The 14,616-nt window shown below is 69.6% G+C and carries 15 protein-coding genes; 6 read left to right on the forward strand and 9 right to left on the reverse strand.

What is annotated here, in order from left to right; all coding sequences use genetic code 11:
• The first annotated feature begins 379 nt into the window (after positions 1-379).
• Positions 380-583: a cold-shock protein gene (locus ACIBBB_RS24285; RefSeq protein WP_005315736.1), complete on the forward strand. Its 204-nt coding sequence runs from the start codon at positions 380-382 to the stop codon at positions 581-583.
• 341 nt (positions 584-924) lie between these two features.
• Positions 925-2,550: a chaperonin GroEL gene (groL, locus tag ACIBBB_RS24290; protein ID WP_189110057.1), complete on the forward strand. Its 1,626-nt coding sequence runs from the start codon at positions 925-927 to the stop codon at positions 2,548-2,550.
• Positions 2,551-2,660: 110 nt separating this feature from the next.
• Here groL and ACIBBB_RS24295 read toward each other — a convergent pair whose 3' ends face one another.
• The 4 genes from ACIBBB_RS24295 to ACIBBB_RS24310 all read right to left on the reverse strand — a co-directional run bounded on the left by ACIBBB_RS24295 (position 2,661) and on the right by ACIBBB_RS24310 (position 6,656).
• Entirely contained in the window at positions 2,661-3,485 is an 825-nt protein-coding gene (locus ACIBBB_RS24295) for an ABC transporter permease (protein ID WP_398985307.1), read from the reverse strand.
• Positions 3,482-4,480, reverse strand: a complete 999-nt coding sequence (locus ACIBBB_RS24300; RefSeq protein ID WP_398985309.1) for an ATP-binding cassette domain-containing protein — start codon at positions 4,478-4,480, stop codon at positions 3,482-3,484. Before ACIBBB_RS24300 ends, ACIBBB_RS24295 begins: the two co-directional genes overlap by 4 nt.
• 246 nt (positions 4,481-4,726) lie before the next feature.
• Positions 4,727-5,290, reverse strand: a complete 564-nt coding sequence (locus ACIBBB_RS24305; RefSeq protein WP_398985311.1) for a DUF4097 family beta strand repeat-containing protein — start codon at positions 5,288-5,290, stop codon at positions 4,727-4,729.
• A 55-nt stretch (positions 5,291-5,345) separates the two neighbouring features.
• Entirely contained in the window at positions 5,346-6,656 is a 1,311-nt protein-coding gene (locus ACIBBB_RS24310) for an erythromycin esterase family protein (RefSeq protein ID WP_398985313.1), read from the reverse strand.
• A gap of 138 nt (positions 6,657-6,794) precedes the next feature.
• On the opposite strand from ACIBBB_RS24310, the gene ACIBBB_RS24315 reads away from it, so the two are divergent.
• Complete coding sequence (locus ACIBBB_RS24315) at positions 6,795-7,799, forward strand: superoxide dismutase (protein ID WP_398985315.1); 1,005 nt, start codon at positions 6,795-6,797, stop codon at positions 7,797-7,799.
• 93 nt (positions 7,800-7,892) lie between these two features.
• Here ACIBBB_RS24315 and ACIBBB_RS24320 read toward each other — a convergent pair whose 3' ends face one another.
• Both ACIBBB_RS24320 and ACIBBB_RS24325 read right to left on the reverse strand, forming a co-directional pair.
• Entirely contained in the window at positions 7,893-9,248 is a 1,356-nt protein-coding gene (locus tag ACIBBB_RS24320) for a tetratricopeptide repeat protein (RefSeq protein ID WP_398985317.1), read from the reverse strand.
• A 54-nt stretch (positions 9,249-9,302) separates the two neighbouring features.
• Positions 9,303-11,435, reverse strand: a complete 2,133-nt coding sequence (locus ACIBBB_RS24325; protein ID WP_398985320.1) for a transporter substrate-binding domain-containing protein — start codon at positions 11,433-11,435, stop codon at positions 9,303-9,305.
• A 171-nt stretch (positions 11,436-11,606) separates the two neighbouring features.
• Here ACIBBB_RS24325 and ACIBBB_RS24330 point away from each other — a divergent pair, with 171 nt between their 5' ends.
• From ACIBBB_RS24330 to ACIBBB_RS24340, 3 genes are all read left to right on the forward strand, one after another.
• Positions 11,607-11,888, forward strand: a complete 282-nt coding sequence (locus ACIBBB_RS24330; protein ID WP_398985322.1) for a hypothetical protein — start codon at positions 11,607-11,609, stop codon at positions 11,886-11,888.
• A gap of 257 nt (positions 11,889-12,145) precedes the next feature.
• A complete protein-coding gene (locus tag ACIBBB_RS24335; RefSeq protein WP_398985324.1) occupies positions 12,146-12,397 on the forward strand; it encodes a DUF6400 family protein in 252 nt (83 codons plus the stop codon).
• Positions 12,381-12,602, forward strand: a complete 222-nt coding sequence (locus ACIBBB_RS24340; protein WP_398985326.1) for a hypothetical protein — start codon at positions 12,381-12,383, stop codon at positions 12,600-12,602. The genes ACIBBB_RS24335 and ACIBBB_RS24340 overlap by 17 nt, the downstream gene beginning before the upstream one ends.
• 1 nt (position 12,603) lies before the next feature.
• Here the strand turns inward: ACIBBB_RS24340 and ACIBBB_RS24345 are convergent, their stop codons facing one another.
• From ACIBBB_RS24345 to ACIBBB_RS24355, 3 genes are read right to left on the reverse strand one after another with little or no spacing between them, the layout of a single operon-like run.
• Complete coding sequence (locus ACIBBB_RS24345) at positions 12,604-13,455, reverse strand: hypothetical protein (RefSeq protein WP_398985328.1); 852 nt, start codon at positions 13,453-13,455, stop codon at positions 12,604-12,606.
• A 20-nt stretch (positions 13,456-13,475) separates the two neighbouring features.
• A complete protein-coding gene (locus tag ACIBBB_RS24350; RefSeq protein ID WP_398985330.1) occupies positions 13,476-13,697 on the reverse strand; it encodes a DUF397 domain-containing protein in 222 nt (73 codons plus the stop codon).
• Positions 13,678-14,520 (reverse strand): Scr1 family TA system antitoxin-like transcriptional regulator, encoded by an 843-nt coding sequence (locus tag ACIBBB_RS24355; protein WP_398985332.1) that lies wholly within the window; start codon positions 14,518-14,520, stop codon positions 13,678-13,680. Before ACIBBB_RS24355 ends, ACIBBB_RS24350 begins: the two co-directional genes overlap by 20 nt.
• Positions 14,521-14,616: the final 96 nt, after the last annotated feature.

Here is a 14,616-nt window from a genome sequence, read left to right on the forward strand (position 1 = left end):
ACACGGCCGAACAGCACGCACAGTGAACGGGGTTGCCCCCTCCGCGAGAGAAGCGGAGGGGGCAATTCCATGAGGTTGAACGCGGTACAGTTGGGGTAGCCCCGCCGCCGCCCCCGTCGCGCCCGTGCCCCGAGCGTATGAGTTCGCGACAAGATGCGGTCGAAGTGTGGACGCTGTTTGCGCGGTTCCTTGCGCTTTGCCCGGCCCGACTTGCCCTGGTAGCCCGGCAATTCACCTCTTTGCGTGTTCCGTCGTGCCCATAATTCTCGTCCGATTGACCTGTTGCAGAGGGCAGTTGGGCAGATACATTCAGCCGCGGTCGACGCGTTCCGGCGCGAAGTGCGGTCCCGCGCAGGGGCCAGTAATAGGGGAGTTAGGCATGGCTCAGGGCACCGTCAAGTGGTTCAACGCGGAGAAGGGCTACGGCTTCATCGCGGTCGACGGTGGTGCGGATGTTTTCGTCCACTACAGCGCGATCCAGATGGACGGCTACCGCACCCTTGAAGAAGGTCAGCGAGTTGAGTTCGAGATCTCGCAGGGCCAGAAGGGTCCGCAGGCGGACATGGTCAAGCTCGCCGTCTGATTCCGGCGCGATCGGCCAACGACGCACTCACACACGAGGGGCTCGCATCCCGGCAGGGGATGCGGGCCCCTCGTGCGTGCGCGCGCCGCGTGCCCGCGTGTCCGCGTCCCGCGTGCGCGCGCTCCTCCGTTGCCGGGGTTGCTCGGGAGTCGCTTGCACTCTCGGGGGTCGAGTGCTAATCATTGGCGTTAGCACTCTGCAGGTGAGAGTGACAACTTATGGACCGGGTCAGCGAGGCCCGAGAGCCTGTGGGGCAAGGAACCGCACGGCTCTCCGGCCGTCCGTCGCGGGCGCGGACACGGTCCGGAGCAATCCACCCCAGTCCGGGAGGACCACTTCACATGGCCAAGATCATCGCGTTCGACGAGGAGGCACGGCGCGGTCTCGAGCGCGGGATGAACCAGCTCGCCGACGCCGTCAAGGTAACCCTTGGCCCCAAGGGCCGAAACGTCGTCCTCGAGAAGAAGTGGGGCGCCCCCACGATCACCAACGATGGTGTTTCCATCGCCAAGGAGATCGAGCTCGAGGACCCGTACGAGAAGATCGGCGCCGAGCTGGTCAAGGAAGTCGCCAAGAAGACGGACGACGTCGCCGGTGACGGTACGACCACCGCGACCGTCCTGGCCCAGGCCCTGGTCCGCGAGGGCCTGCGCAACGTGGCCGCCGGCGCCAACCCGATGGCCCTCAAGCGCGGCATCGAGAAGGCCATCGAGGCCGTCTCCGGTGCGCTGCTGGAGCAGGCCAAGGACGTGGAGACCAAGGAGCAGATCGCTTCGACGGCCTCCATCTCCGCCGCCGACACCCAGATCGGCGAGCTCATCGCCGAGGCGATGGACAAGGTCGGCAAGGAAGGCGTCATCACCGTCGAGGAGTCGCAGACCTTCGGTCTGGAGCTTGAGCTCACCGAGGGCATGCGCTTCGACAAGGGCTACATCTCGGCGTACTTCGCCACCGACATGGAGCGTATGGAGGCGTCGCTCGACGACCCGTACATCCTGATCGTCAACTCCAAGATCGGCAACGTCAAGGACGTCCTGCCGCTCCTGGAGAAGGTCATCCAGTCGGGCAAGCCGCTGCTGATCATCGCCGAGGACGTCGAGGGCGAGGCGCTGTCCACGCTCGTCGTCAACAAGATCAAGGGCACCTTCAAGTCCGTCGCCGTCAAGGCCCCGGGCTTCGGTGACCGCCGCAAGGCGATGCTGAACGACATCGCCATCCTCACGGGCGGCACGGTCATCTCCGAGGAGGTCGGCCTCAAGCTGGAGAACGCCGGTCTCGACCTGCTGGGCCGCGCCCGCAAGGTCGTCATCACCAAGGACGAGACCACCATCGTCGACGGTGCCGGTGACAGCGAGCAGGTCGCCGGTCGCGTGAACCAGATCCGTGCCGAGATCGAGAACTCGGACTCGGACTACGACCGTGAGAAGCTCCAGGAGCGCCTCGCGAAGCTGGCCGGCGGCGTGGCCGTCATCAAGGCCGGCGCCGCGACCGAGGTCGAGCTCAAGGAGCGCAAGCACCGCATCGAGGACGCGGTGCGCAACGCCAAGGCCGCCGTCGAGGAGGGCATCGTCGCCGGTGGTGGCGTGGCTCTGCTCCAGGCTTCCTCGGTGTTCGAGAAGCTGGAGCTCGAAGGCGACGAGGCGACGGGCGCCGCTGCCGTCAAGCTCGCGCTGGAGGCCCCGCTCAAGCAGATCGCGGTCAACGCGGGTCTTGAGGGTGGCGTCATCGTCGAGAAGGTCCGCAACCTCAAGATCGGTCACGGCCTGAACGCCGCGACCGGCGAGTACGTCGACATGATCGCCGAAGGCATCATCGACCCCGCGAAGGTCACGCGTTCCGCCCTGCAGAACGCGGCGTCCATCGCGGCGCTGTTCCTCACCACCGAGGCCGTCATCGCCGACAAGCCGGAGAAGGCCGCCGCCGGCGGCGCGCCGGGCGGCATGCCGGGCGGTGACATGGACTTCTGATCCTGACGGATCGGCGGTTCATGGCGTAGCACGTACGCGCTTGTACGACCGAGGGCGGCACTCCCCAGCAGGGGGTGCCGCCCTCGGGGCGTTCAGCGGGCTTCGCGGGCTCAGCGCTGGAGCTCGCGGTTGAAGACCGCGCGGGACCAGAAGTAGCCGAGCAGGGCGAGGCCCGTGCACCAGGCGAGCGCGATCCAGCCGTCGTTGCCGATCTCGGTTCCGAGGAAGAGGCCGCGCAGGGTCTCGTTGATCGGGGTGAAGGGCTGGTACTCGGCGAACCAGCGCAGGGCGGTCGGCATGGAGTCCGGGGGGACGACCGCGCTGCCGAGGAAGGGCAGGAAGGTCAGCGGCAGCGGGGCGTTGCTCGCGGACTCGACGGTCTTGGCGCCCATGCCCATCGCGGCGGACAGCCAGGCCATGCCGAAGGCCAGGAAGAGGAGCAGGCCCATGGCGGCCACCCACTCGACCGGCGAGGCGTCGGGCCGGAAGCCGATCGCGAGGGAGACGCCGGTGATCAGGAAGAGGACCGCGGCGACCTGGAGGACGCTGCCGAAGACATGGCCGGTGAGGATGGCGCCCCGGGAGATCGACATCGTACGGAAGCGTTTGACGATGCCTTCGGTCATGTCGGTGCAGACGGACACGGCCGTGGCGACGGCCCCGGAGGTCGCGGACATCAGGATGATGCCGGGCACCAGGTAGTTGATGTAGTCGCCGCGGTCGCCGCCCCCGCCGATGCCGGCGCCGAGCGCGCCGCCGAAGACGTACACGAACAGCAGCAGCATCAGCAGCGGCATCACGAGGATCGAGATGGTCATCGAGGGGTAGCGCCGCATGTGCTTTATGTTGCGGCGCAGCATCGTCATGGAGTCGCGCAGCACGTACGAGCGGGCGGACTTGGCGGACTTGGCCGGGGTGAGGGTGGCGGTGCTCATCGGTTCGACTCCTTGCGGGCGGCGGGGACGGTGCCGGCGTTCTGCCGGCCGGTCAGGGTGAGGAAGACGTCGTCGAGGTCGGGGGTGTGCATGCTGAGTGACTCGGCCCGTACCCCGGTGCTGTCGAGGATGTCGAGGAGGGCACGGAGATTGGCGATGGAGCCGTTGCTCGGGACCTGGAGGGAGAGCGACTCGTCGTCGCGGGTGGCGACGCCGAAGACCGAGGCGGCGGTGGCGAGGCCGGCCTCGTCGGCGAACTGGAGGCGGATGTGGCCGCCGGGGATCAGCCGCTTCAGTTCCTCCGCGGTGCCCTCGGCGACGAGCTTGCCGTGGTCCAGCACCGCGATGCGGTCGGCGAGTTGATCGGCCTCCTCCAGATACTGCGTGGTGAGGAAGATGGTCACGCCCTGGTCCGCGACCAGGTTCCGGATGAGCTCCCACATGACGCGGCGGCTGCGCGGGTCGAGGCCGGTGGTCGGCTCGTCGAGGAAGATGATCCGCGGCCGGCCGACCAGGGTCATCGCGAGGTCCAGCTTGCGGCGCATACCGCCGGAGAAGGTCGCGACGTTCCTGCGGGCCGCCTCGGTCAGCTCGAACCGCTCCAGGAGTTCGGCGGCGCGACGGCGGCCCTCGCTACGGCTCAGGTGGTGCAGGTCGGCCATGAGGAGCAGATTCTCCTCGGCGGTCAGCAGGCCGTCGACGGCGGCGAACTGTCCGGTGACGCCGATCTGGCCGCGTACGGAGTCGGCGTCGGCGGCCACGTCATGGCCCCCGACCCGCGCCTCGCCCGAGTCGGCGTTGATCAGCGTGGAGAGGATCTCCACGGTGGTGGTCTTGCCCGCCCCGTTGGGGCCGAGGAGGGCGAAGACCGTGCCCTCGGGGATCCGCAGGTCGATGCCGTCGAGCACCACCTTGTCGCCGTACGACTTGCGCAGGCCGAGCGCGGAGATCGCGGCTGCGCGGGTGGAGGTGGCCGCTGTGGTCGCGGTGTTCATGGGAGCGGGCCCTTCTCTTTGAGGGGTTTCGGGTTCCGGGACTGCCGACGGGTCGTGGCGCGGGGTGGTGCGCGGTGGTGCATATGGCGCCAGACTTTGGCGCCGCGCTGCGCTTGCGTCACCATCATGGCATAAAAATGGCGCCACAGCGAGTCATTGTGGCGCCATCGAGGTTTCTGGGTGGCGCCGCGCCGGGCCCGCTCCGGGCCGGCCGGTCAGCCGGCCCGGAGCGGAGGCGCGGGGGGATCAGGCGCGGCGGATCACGATGTCGCCGACCCCCGTGCGGCCGCGGACCTCGACCTTCTCCTCGGACCGCTCCGGGGCCTTCGCCATCGCCAGCTCGTTGCGGACACGGCCTGCCTTGGACTCCAGGTCGAGCCAGGCCGCGGAGCCCTCGGCGATGCCGATCTCCAGACCGCCCGCGGCGGACTCCACCGTGATCCGCCCGCGTATCACCTGGTCGATACGGATGGGACCGCTCGACGTCTTGGCGGTGACGGAGGACTCCGCGCGTACGACGCCGATGGGCCCGTTGGCCGAGTTCACGTCCAGCTCGCCGGTGACCTCGCCGATCGTGGTCTCGCCGTTGTGGTTCTTGACGGTCGCGTCCGCGTCGACCCGGCCGACCCGCCCCCGGCCCGACCCGTGGATCTCGGTCCGGCCCGTCGCGTGGTCCACCGTGATGTCACCGTGCCCGGTCTTCAGCCGTACGGTCGTGGCCTTCCAGGTGGATGCCCCCGGTGGCCCGATGCCAGACGGCAGTTGCCGAACCGGCCCTCGCCGATGAGGTCGCCGACCACCATGCGCCATTAAGGCGTCGGGGTGGCGCCAGGAGTCCTTCCTGTGGTGCTACGGCCTCAGGGCCTCAGGGCCTCACGGGGCGGTACGGCGGGATCGGGCGCGAGTCCGTCGAGACCGCGACGTACGCCAGGCCGTCGTACTCGTTCGACAGACGCACCGGAGTGACCTCGCGCCGGTAGAACCAGCGCGTCACCAGCGCGCCGAACGTCCGCGTCTCGTGTGTGGCGTCGACCCACTCCCGTACGGCCCGAGGCGCGTCGCCCGCCTCGGCGGGGCGCAGGTCCAGCAGATGGTCCGCCGGTGTGGCGGCGGCGAGTTGGGCCTCCACCGAGGTCTTCGGGGCGGGGCCGATCGGATTGCCCTCGGCGATGCGGCCCGTCAGGCCGCCGACGCCGCTCCAGGGCCCCGGCCAGAGGCGGTGGGCACGAAAGGAGCCCTCGCCGAAGAGGAGCCCGAAGGCGTAGTACGCGTCGCCGTACCGCTCGCGCAGGTGCCGACCGAGCGGCGGTGACGCCGCGTCGTCGGCCGTACGGCCCTTCGCCACATGGCTGTTGTGGCCCCAGAGCACCACCCTGGCCGCCGGGTCGTCCAGGATCTCCCCGACCGCCTCGGCCATGTACTGGTCGCGCGCGGCGGAAACCGTGCGCTCCGGGTCCGGGTGCTGTCCGTTGCGCGTCACCAGATCGGCGGCGCGGACCAGGATCCGGGCGTGCCGCACCGCCACCGCCCCGGCCGGAGTGGACTCGTGGTCGCGCACGTACTCCAGCAGGTTCACCGCCTCGCGCATCAGCTTCTGCTCCGGGTCCGGGCGCGATCCCGGATACGCGGTGGCGAGCACGCCGAGCGCGGAGTGCAGGGCGGGCAGCCGGTCCGGCGCCACGCTGGTCAGGAACGCCTCCAGCACCGCCAGCGAATCCCCCGCCCGCTGCGGGTCGATGCCGGCGAAGCGGACCTTCTCGCCGTCCGGGCGGCCGTCGTTGTACGTCCGCATCCACTCGATCGTGTCCAGGACCTCTTCGGTCCGCCACGTCCAGAAGCCCAGCCCGGTCAGCACCTGCGCGGCGTCGCCGACACCGCCTCGTACATAGGCGTCGACGGCCGGACCGGCGGAGGCGCTCGCCTCCATGGCCAGCGTGGTGAAGCCCAGCTCGGTCACCAGATACTCCAGCAGCCGGTGTTTGAGCTGGAAGAACTCGCGCGTGCCGTGGGTGGATTCGCCCAGACCCACGATCCGTACGCCGTCGAGCACCTCCTTCAGCGGCCGGAGGTCGGTGGTGGGCGCGCCGGCGGTCAGACCACCGCTCAGGGGCAGGGCGTTCTCCGAGAGCCAGCCCGTCACCTCGCCGGACATGGTCTCCCGATCATTCGCTGACATACCGCCGAGGCTACAGCCGGGCGGGGGCCGGATCCGCACGGGGAACTCGGCGGCGGGTGCGGGGCGTTAGGTGTGCGCATAGCGCACCGGAGTTGTCCCTGTCCCCAGGCACCCCGAAGCCCCCGGAGGCTCGACGCCATGTCTCAGACACCACCCGATTCTTCCCGCCCCTCCAGCCCCTCGCGCCGGGCCCTGCTCGGCGGCGCGGCCGCCACGTTCGCGCTCGCCGCCACGGCGTCCGGTGCGGGTACGGCCACAGCGCGGTCCCGCCACGACCGGCCGGGCCGCCCAGGCCGCCCCTCCTGGCCCACCGACTTCCCGCTGCCCAACGGCTTCCGCCCCGAGGGCATCGCGATCGGCGGCGGCCCGTACGCCTATATGGGTTCCCTCGCGGACGGCTCGGTCCGCCGCGCCGACCTGCGCACCGGCGAGGGCCGGACAATCCTGGCGGGCGCGACCGGCGCCGCCGCCACCGGTCTGAAGCTCGACCGCGACGGGCTCCTCTACATCTCGGGCGGCGTGAGCGCTTCGATCCGGGTGCTCGACACCCGTACGAACCGGCTCACCGCCACGTACCAGCCGACGACGGCCGGCTTCGTCAACGACGTGGTCCTGTACGGCGACCGGGCCTGGTTCACCAACTCGCACGCGCCCGTCCTCTACTCCGTCCCGCGCGGCGGCAAGCGCCGGGGCAAGGACGACCTGCGGAGTGTCCCGCTCGGGGGCGAGTGGGAGCAGGCGCCCACGGGCATCAGCGCCAACGGCATCGAGACGACGCCCGACGGCCGCGCGCTGATCGTCGTCAACAGCCCGCTCGGCAAGCTGTTCCGGGTGGACCCGAAGACCGGTCACGCCACGAACATCGTCCTCAAGGGCGCGACCGACGTCATCAACGGCGACGGTCTGGTCCGGGTCGGCGACCTGCTGTACGTGGTGCAGAACCGCCTCAACCTGGTGACGGTGTTCGAGCTGGACGCCCGCGCCCGTACGGCGACGCTGCGCCGCTCGATCACCGACCCGCGCTTCGACGTCCCGACGACGGCGGCGCGCTTCGGCAACCGCCTCTACCTGGTCAACGCCCGCTTCTCGACACCGCCGACGCCGGAGACGACGTACAACGCGATCGCCGTCCCGCTCCGTTAGGCGAACTTGGCCGCTCCGAGGAGACGTGCGCCGGGCTCCGCCCCGAGCCCGGTGCACCCTTCCGCCCCGGCGGTCCGGCTTCGAAGTCCGGCGTCAGAAAGGGGGCTCGGTGAAAATGCCCGACCAGACGGGTATGAACGGCTCTGGTTCGCGGTGCTGAAGGAGCACCACCGCGTCCTTGACCCGGCCGAGGCTGATGAGATGGTCGGCCAGAGGACGTGAGTGGGTGGGTGCGTACGGTTCCAGAACGGCGACAGCCTCCTCGGTCCGGCCGGCCTCGGCGAGCAGGTCGGAGATGGTCTCCGCCGCGTACGAGGCGTCGCCCTCGGAGTGCCCCCGCGCCAGCTCGACCGCCTCGTCGAGCAGGCCGCAGTCGGCCATGAGCCTCAGCCGGGGCCTGAAAAGCTCCCATTCCTCCTTGCCGTCACGGCGTGCTTTGAGAGCGTCGAGGTGGGCCAGGCCGTCCCGGGCCCGGCCATGGTCGGAGTACAGGGTGCACAGCGTGTCGACGAGCCAGTCCTCCGCGCCGCCGGGTGAGTCCACGAGCTCGCCCATCACCTCTGTCGCCTCGTCGCCCCGGCCGTGCCGGGCCAGGAGCTGGGCCAGTTCCACCGCCCGGTGATGCCGGCCGATCGGCGAGTCGTACTCCTCCCGGTACACGGCGATCGCGCCCTCCACATCGCCGCGCTCCTCCAGCACCTCGGCGAGCCGCCGCGCGGCCTGCCCGAGGGGCTCGGTCGCCGCGTACGCCCGCAGTTCCCCGATCCGGTCCTGCCTCGCGAGCAGATCCGCCAGCTGGTCGTGGTTGTTGATGGAGGTGATCTCCTGCCGCGTGTGCAGCAGGGCTATCGCCTCGTCTACGCGGCCCTGGCGCTCATGGATCGCGGCAAGCAGCCCGATCGCCATGTGGGGTCCGAGGCCACGGCAGCACCACGGGCCGTCGCACCGGTGCCCGGCCGGGATCCGGGCGGCCAGCAGTGCGGCGACGTCCTCGTCATGGCCCGTTCCCTCGGCGATGTCGACCAGGGCGGTGGCAAGGAACCAGTCCTCGATTCCGGCGCTCAGCAACGTGACCGCCTCGTCCTCCTGTCCGTGCCGGGCCAGCAGACGCGCGAAGAAGTCCAGCGCCGTCCCGCCGGCCGCCGCGTACGGCCGGGCCAGCGCGATCGCCTCGTCCGCACGCCCCCAGGACTCCAGCAATTCCGCCTTGGCGCGGGCGGCGGGCCACCAGCCGGTGGCGACGTATGGAGCGAGCACGTCCAACGCCTCCGTCTGCTGTTTCCTGTCACCGAGGAGCCGCGCCCACTCACGGGCGCAGAACCATTCCCCACGGCCTGCCTGGAACTCCACCTCTTCCGCATGGCCGAGATCCAGAAGCAGGGTAACGAGGGGCGGAGGAATGCAGCCGGACTGAGTCCGGACCCGGTAGTCAAGATCAGCGGCGTCCATGGCAGCGCACCCTAACCGCCGCTCCGAGGAGCCGGTGCCCCGGACCCGCTCATCTCAGCCGGGGCACTCGGTCCGGAGTTCCTCTCTCGGAGGTGTGGCCTTTATGTTCTGCTCCTGGAGGTGATCTTCCAGTTCCTCTCGGTAGACCTCACGCCAGGTGCCGTCGTCGATCTGATCCGCGATGGATTCGCACACGAAGTGGCGCAGGGCGGCGTCTCCCTTCGCTATGCCGACGCCCCATCCCGTCGTGCTGGCCTCCAGCGGGTTGGGGACCATGGACAGATTCGGGTTGGCGGCCAGAAAGCCGGCGAGGATGGGCCGGTCGGTGACCACGGCTCGGACGGGGGGCTCCGTGGAGCCGGTGGTGCCGTCGGTGGAACTGTTGAGATTGTCGACGCAGGTCTGGTAGTCGGATTCCTCTTTTATCTTGAATTTGGAGGCCGGCAGTTTGTCAAGAATCGTTTTCGAGATTGATTTGCCCACCGTGCACACAACCGTGCCGTCGGGGAAGTCGTCGGGCTCGTTGATCTTTTTCCGTGCCTGCTTCCCGTTCTGCTCCACCCAGGCTTCGTCGCCCGAATTGCCCGTGTACACCATCATTCCTTGATCGGTGATGAAGTAGGGGCCGGCGAAATCCACTTCCTTCTTGCGTTCGTCGGTGACGCTGTAGCTGCCGACCATGAGATGGATCTGGCCGTTGTTCAGCTGGTCGTCTCTGGTTTTGGTGGTCACGGGGATGAAGTCGATCATGCTCTCGCCTTCGAACCCGAGTTCCTTCGCGATGTTCTTGGCGAATTCGATGTCGAATCCGACCCATTCCCCTCCGATCTCCTCGCTCAGTCCCGGCTGGTTGGCCTTGACTCCGATTCTGAGCACCCCGCCGTCGGTCTGCGCGTCCTTGATCGCGGGGGAGTCCGTGAGCGCGTACTCCCGGGTCGGGTGGTACTGGTTCCAGGCGAGCCAGCCGCCGCCGGCGAGGACGGCCAGACAGATCCCGCCCGCCAGCACCGCACGGCGTTTCGGGCCGTTGCGGACCGGCCCCGGCTCCGGCTCCGGCCCCCGCCCCGGCCCCCGCTCCGGCCGGGGTTGGGGGTTGTCCGGGCTGTCCGCGCCGTCCGTGGACACGCCGCGGACAGTGTTCGTACCGGTGTCGGGCCCGTCCGGGCTGTCCGTGGAGGGGCCCGGGACAACCTGGCCGGGGATGGTGCGCGCCCGGTCGGGCGAGGCGGGGTCGAAGTCCGGGGCGGGGGCCGGGGCGGCGCTGCCGATCTGCTCGCGGATGGCCACCATGCCGGCTTCGTGGTAGTCGAGTTGCGCGTCGGCGGTTTCGAGGAAATGGTCGTACTCCCAGGGCCGCGGAACAGGTACCGAGCGGCTGCCCTCCTCGAACGAGCCGGGGGGAGTGCCTTCCCCGGGGGACGGCTCTATGGCACGGCGGCGCTGTTCGGCTTGTTGGAACGCCTCGATACGCAGGTCCTCGGCGTTGTGCTTCTCCCAGCGGGCGCGGGCCAGCCTCTCCTCGAACTCGATCAGCCGCCGCTCGGTCTCCGCCAGCCGCTGTTCCGCCTCGGCCACGCGCCGTGCGTCGTCGGCGGCACGTCTCTTGTTCTCCTCCGCGCGCTGCTGGTTGGTCGTTGTCTCCATCTCCTGGCGGCTCAGCCGCAGGCGCGCTTCGTCCCGTTGGATCTCCAGGTTCCGGCAGCGCTGGTTCAGGTCGGCCATCGCGGTGATGAAGGCGTAGATGAGGTGGGTGAGGCTCTGTACGGTCTCCTGCGCCTTGATCTGGCCTTCAAGGGCGTCGTTCAGACGGACCTGGTGCTCGTGCGCGGTCGTCCCCCGCGAGGCGGTCGTCGGGGATTCCGCCTCCCGTCGCGTCCTCCCGGCCTCTTCGGCGGCCGCCAGCAGTTGCTGCCCGAGCCCGCGGTGCAGTTGCTGGTCCTGCGGGGCGACCAATTTGGTGACGACGTCATTCAGCAGCCATAAGGGAATCAGCTTGCGGCCCTTGAGGAATTCGCTCCACTGCGTACGCCGGGGGTGAGGGAAGATCCCTTCCAGTTGTCGCAGGGTCCGGCCGCCCACCCGGGCGCGTAACCACGTGGCGAGTTCGGCGCCCTCAGGCGTCTCCGCTTCCACCGGGCCGTGCCGCGGGGCCCTCAGCGGATGGGTGGGGCGTTCCTCGTCGCGCATGATTTCCGTCCCCTCTCGGTTCGTATCCGTCCGGGGTGTCCTCGGGATTTGGCCGGACTCAGCGCCGTGACGTGCGCGGACATGCGCGGACGGGAGCGGACATGAATGGACATCAGATCACCATCGCACTCTGGTCATCCACCCGTTCCGCGAATCTGGAAGGCAACCGCAATGGGAAAGCGAACGAAGGGCCGTGGCAGGTTCCTCAGCAGCCACAGGCGTGCCACGGCAGTCGGTGTTCTGGCCGTCGGAGCGGTGCTCATCACCCTGGGGCTCTCCTCCGACTGGATCGACCTGGCCGCCCTCGCCCTCGCCGCCGCGTCGTTGAGGCCGGTCGGCACCGACCGGTCCGGCCGCACTCCGCGGCCGGGCCGGCGTCCCCTCCGCCGGCTCCGCAGGAAGAACCCCTTCGCGAACCGGCGATCACCTCGCGACCCCGGCCGGCCCGGCTGATGCCGGTGCACCGGGAGAGCGATCCGCGAAGCCGCGCCGCCCGGCGGGGCGGCTGTCGCGGACGGGGCGGTGTGAAGTCCGTCACCGTGGGGTGAGCCGTTCGGCACAGGGGTCGGCAGCAACGGCCCACCCCTGTCGTCCGATCCGGGTACGGCTCGTCACCCCAGGTCACAGGGGGCTGCTTAGGGTCCCCTTCCCTCTGGCGGGGGCGCCTGGTAAAGATGGAAGTGTTCCATCGGCACATCGGAAGTCTTGCCATGAACCAGGAAAACACCGACGACCTCACCCCCTTCACGATCGACCTGACCCTGGAGGAGGCCCGGCGACGGGCCGAGGTCCTCGCCGCGCTGGGCCCCGACTGGGACCCGGTGGAAGCCCTCCGGGGCGAGGACGAGGCGTACGCCCTCCTCTACTCGGGCCTGGACGCCGAGCAGCAGCGCATCTACGACCGGCTGGTGGCGGCCGGTGTCCTGCCAGGGGACGAGCCGGGCCGTGCGGCTACCCATTGACCCCCAGGCGGACCCCTCCCGCCGCGCCTGGCTCCCCTGCCCGGTCTGTGACGACGCCCGCCACTGCGAGACGTGCGCGTCCCGCCGCAACTGCGGCGAGCACTGGCGCTACCTGATCTCCAACAGCGGCCCGGTACTCCACCTCCAGTGCCCCCGCTGCACCCACGCCTGGTCCCTCAACACCCGGCCGGGTACGGCGCGCTGAGCTAAGAGGAGGCGGTACCGGAGAGTTCCCTGAGCAGACCCGTCGCCGTGCTCAGCTCCGGCACCATCGCGGCCAGCGTCCGTCCGTCGGTGCTGTGGACGTACACCGTGTTGTACCAGGGGCCCTCGGCCTCGGCTCTCGGGAAAGGCACGCCATCGATGCGCCAGTCGCCGCTCCAGGGCAGGTGCCCGCCGTCCGCGTCGTAGATCCCCTCGCGCGTCAGCGTCAGCTCACCCAGCCGTACCTTGCCCTCGCGGTCGTAGACCTCGCGGATCCGCCGGATGATCCCCTCCCGGGTGCGGTCCACGATCACGGCCGACAGTTCCTCCTGCCGCCGCGACCCGAGGAGTGGCACATGCTCACGTGTACCGTCCAGGGCCAGCTCGCAGAGGGCAGGCCCGGGGTGGGTGAGCTCCTTGCGGTGCCATATGACGCGTACCGCGTCCCAGGGGATCACGAGCCTCCCCTCGTGGGTGACGAGTACGAGTCCGTCCGTGTGCACCAGGTACGGCCGCGAGCGCGGCGGGAACGAGCGCTCCAGCGGGCCCGGGTCCGGCCGGTCGCCGCCGTACAACTCCGCCAAGCTGGGGGGCTGTTCGGCGTCGGTCTCGGGCTCGTCGGCGTCCTCGTAGACGGGCGCGGGCGGCGGCCCGCCGAGAGGGTTGTCCAGGGGCCGGTAGGCCCGCGCCTGCGCTTCGAGGGCAAGGCGCTGTCTGTAGCCCCTACGGCCGAGGGCGGCCATGGCCGCACCCCCGGCGATCAGCGCCGCCCCGCCGGCCCACTCGAACTGGGTCCCCACCCATACCCCGGCGGCCATCAGCACCGTGCCGAAGGCGATGAACCCGACCATCATGCGGCGTATGAGACGTCCCTCTAGCAGAGCGGCGATCCGCTCTTGAGGCTCGCGACGAACGCGGACCAGGCCGGGGCCGGGAACACGACGCCGGGGAGCTCGGGGGACTTGGAGTCGCGGACGGGGACGATGTCGGCGAGCCCGTCGGCGACTTCGAGGCAGTCTCCGCCGCTGCCGCCGCTGTACGTGGACTTGTGCCAGATCGCTGCACTCAGGTCGTACTCAAGGCTGTTGCGCTTCATGGTCGTAATCCTCCGCCAACTGTTCGATGAGGGCCAGGGATTCGCGCGGTGACAGCGCGCTGGCCCCGACCAAATCGTAAGTCAGCTCGTATCGCGCCACCGAGGCCGGATCGTCCAGCAGTTGGCCTGAGCCCATGCTCTGGAGATAGGTGAGCGGAGGGGCGTCGGAGAAGGACATCAGCTTCAGAGCGCCTTCGAGAGCCATGTGCGCGCCCGCGCTGAATGGCAGCACCTGCACGATGATTCGGTGGCGGCGTGCCAGATTTGCCACGTGATGCAGTGCCTCCGCCATTGCGGCGGGGCCGTCTACCTGCCGCCGCAGCGTCGCCTCGTCCAGGATTCCCCAAAACAGCGGAGTCGTTGGATCGGACAGCAGCTTGGCCCGCTCCAGCCTCGCCTCGACCAGTTCGTCGATCACTGCCTCCGGCGCGGTGGGTTGGTATGCACGGAACACGGCTCGCGCGTACGCCTCCGTCTGCAACAGCCCCGGAATCAGCAGCGGCGCGTACTCCTTGATCGCCGTCGCGATGGCTTCCGCCTCCGCAGCCGCCGCGAAGTGGTCCGGGTACTTCGACTTCGTCGCCGCGTCGCAGTTCCGCTCGAAGAAACCCGCCGTGCCCAGGATCTCGTCCAGCTTCACCGCGTACTCCCGTTGCATCCGCCGCGTACCCGCCTCAAGTTGGCCGATGAACGCCCCACTCACGAACAGGGGCGCGCCCAGTGCCTCCTGGGTCGTCCCCGCCCTCTCGCGGGCGTACCGCAGCTCTGCTCCCAGCAGCGCGCGCGGTGAGGACGACGGGTCGAGCTTCTTGGGGCCGGGCATGGCAACTCCCATCGGCGGCACGTTAATCACGTGGCCTTGTTGGCCGGATGTCTCTGTTCAGGCTAACCAGTGACGACCACTCTGTGTGGTGAAAGC

Origin of the sequence: Streptomyces sp. NPDC051217 (genome assembly GCF_044455465.1) — a bacterium.
Classification (GTDB): Bacteria; Actinomycetota; Actinomycetes; order Streptomycetales; family Streptomycetaceae; genus Streptomyces.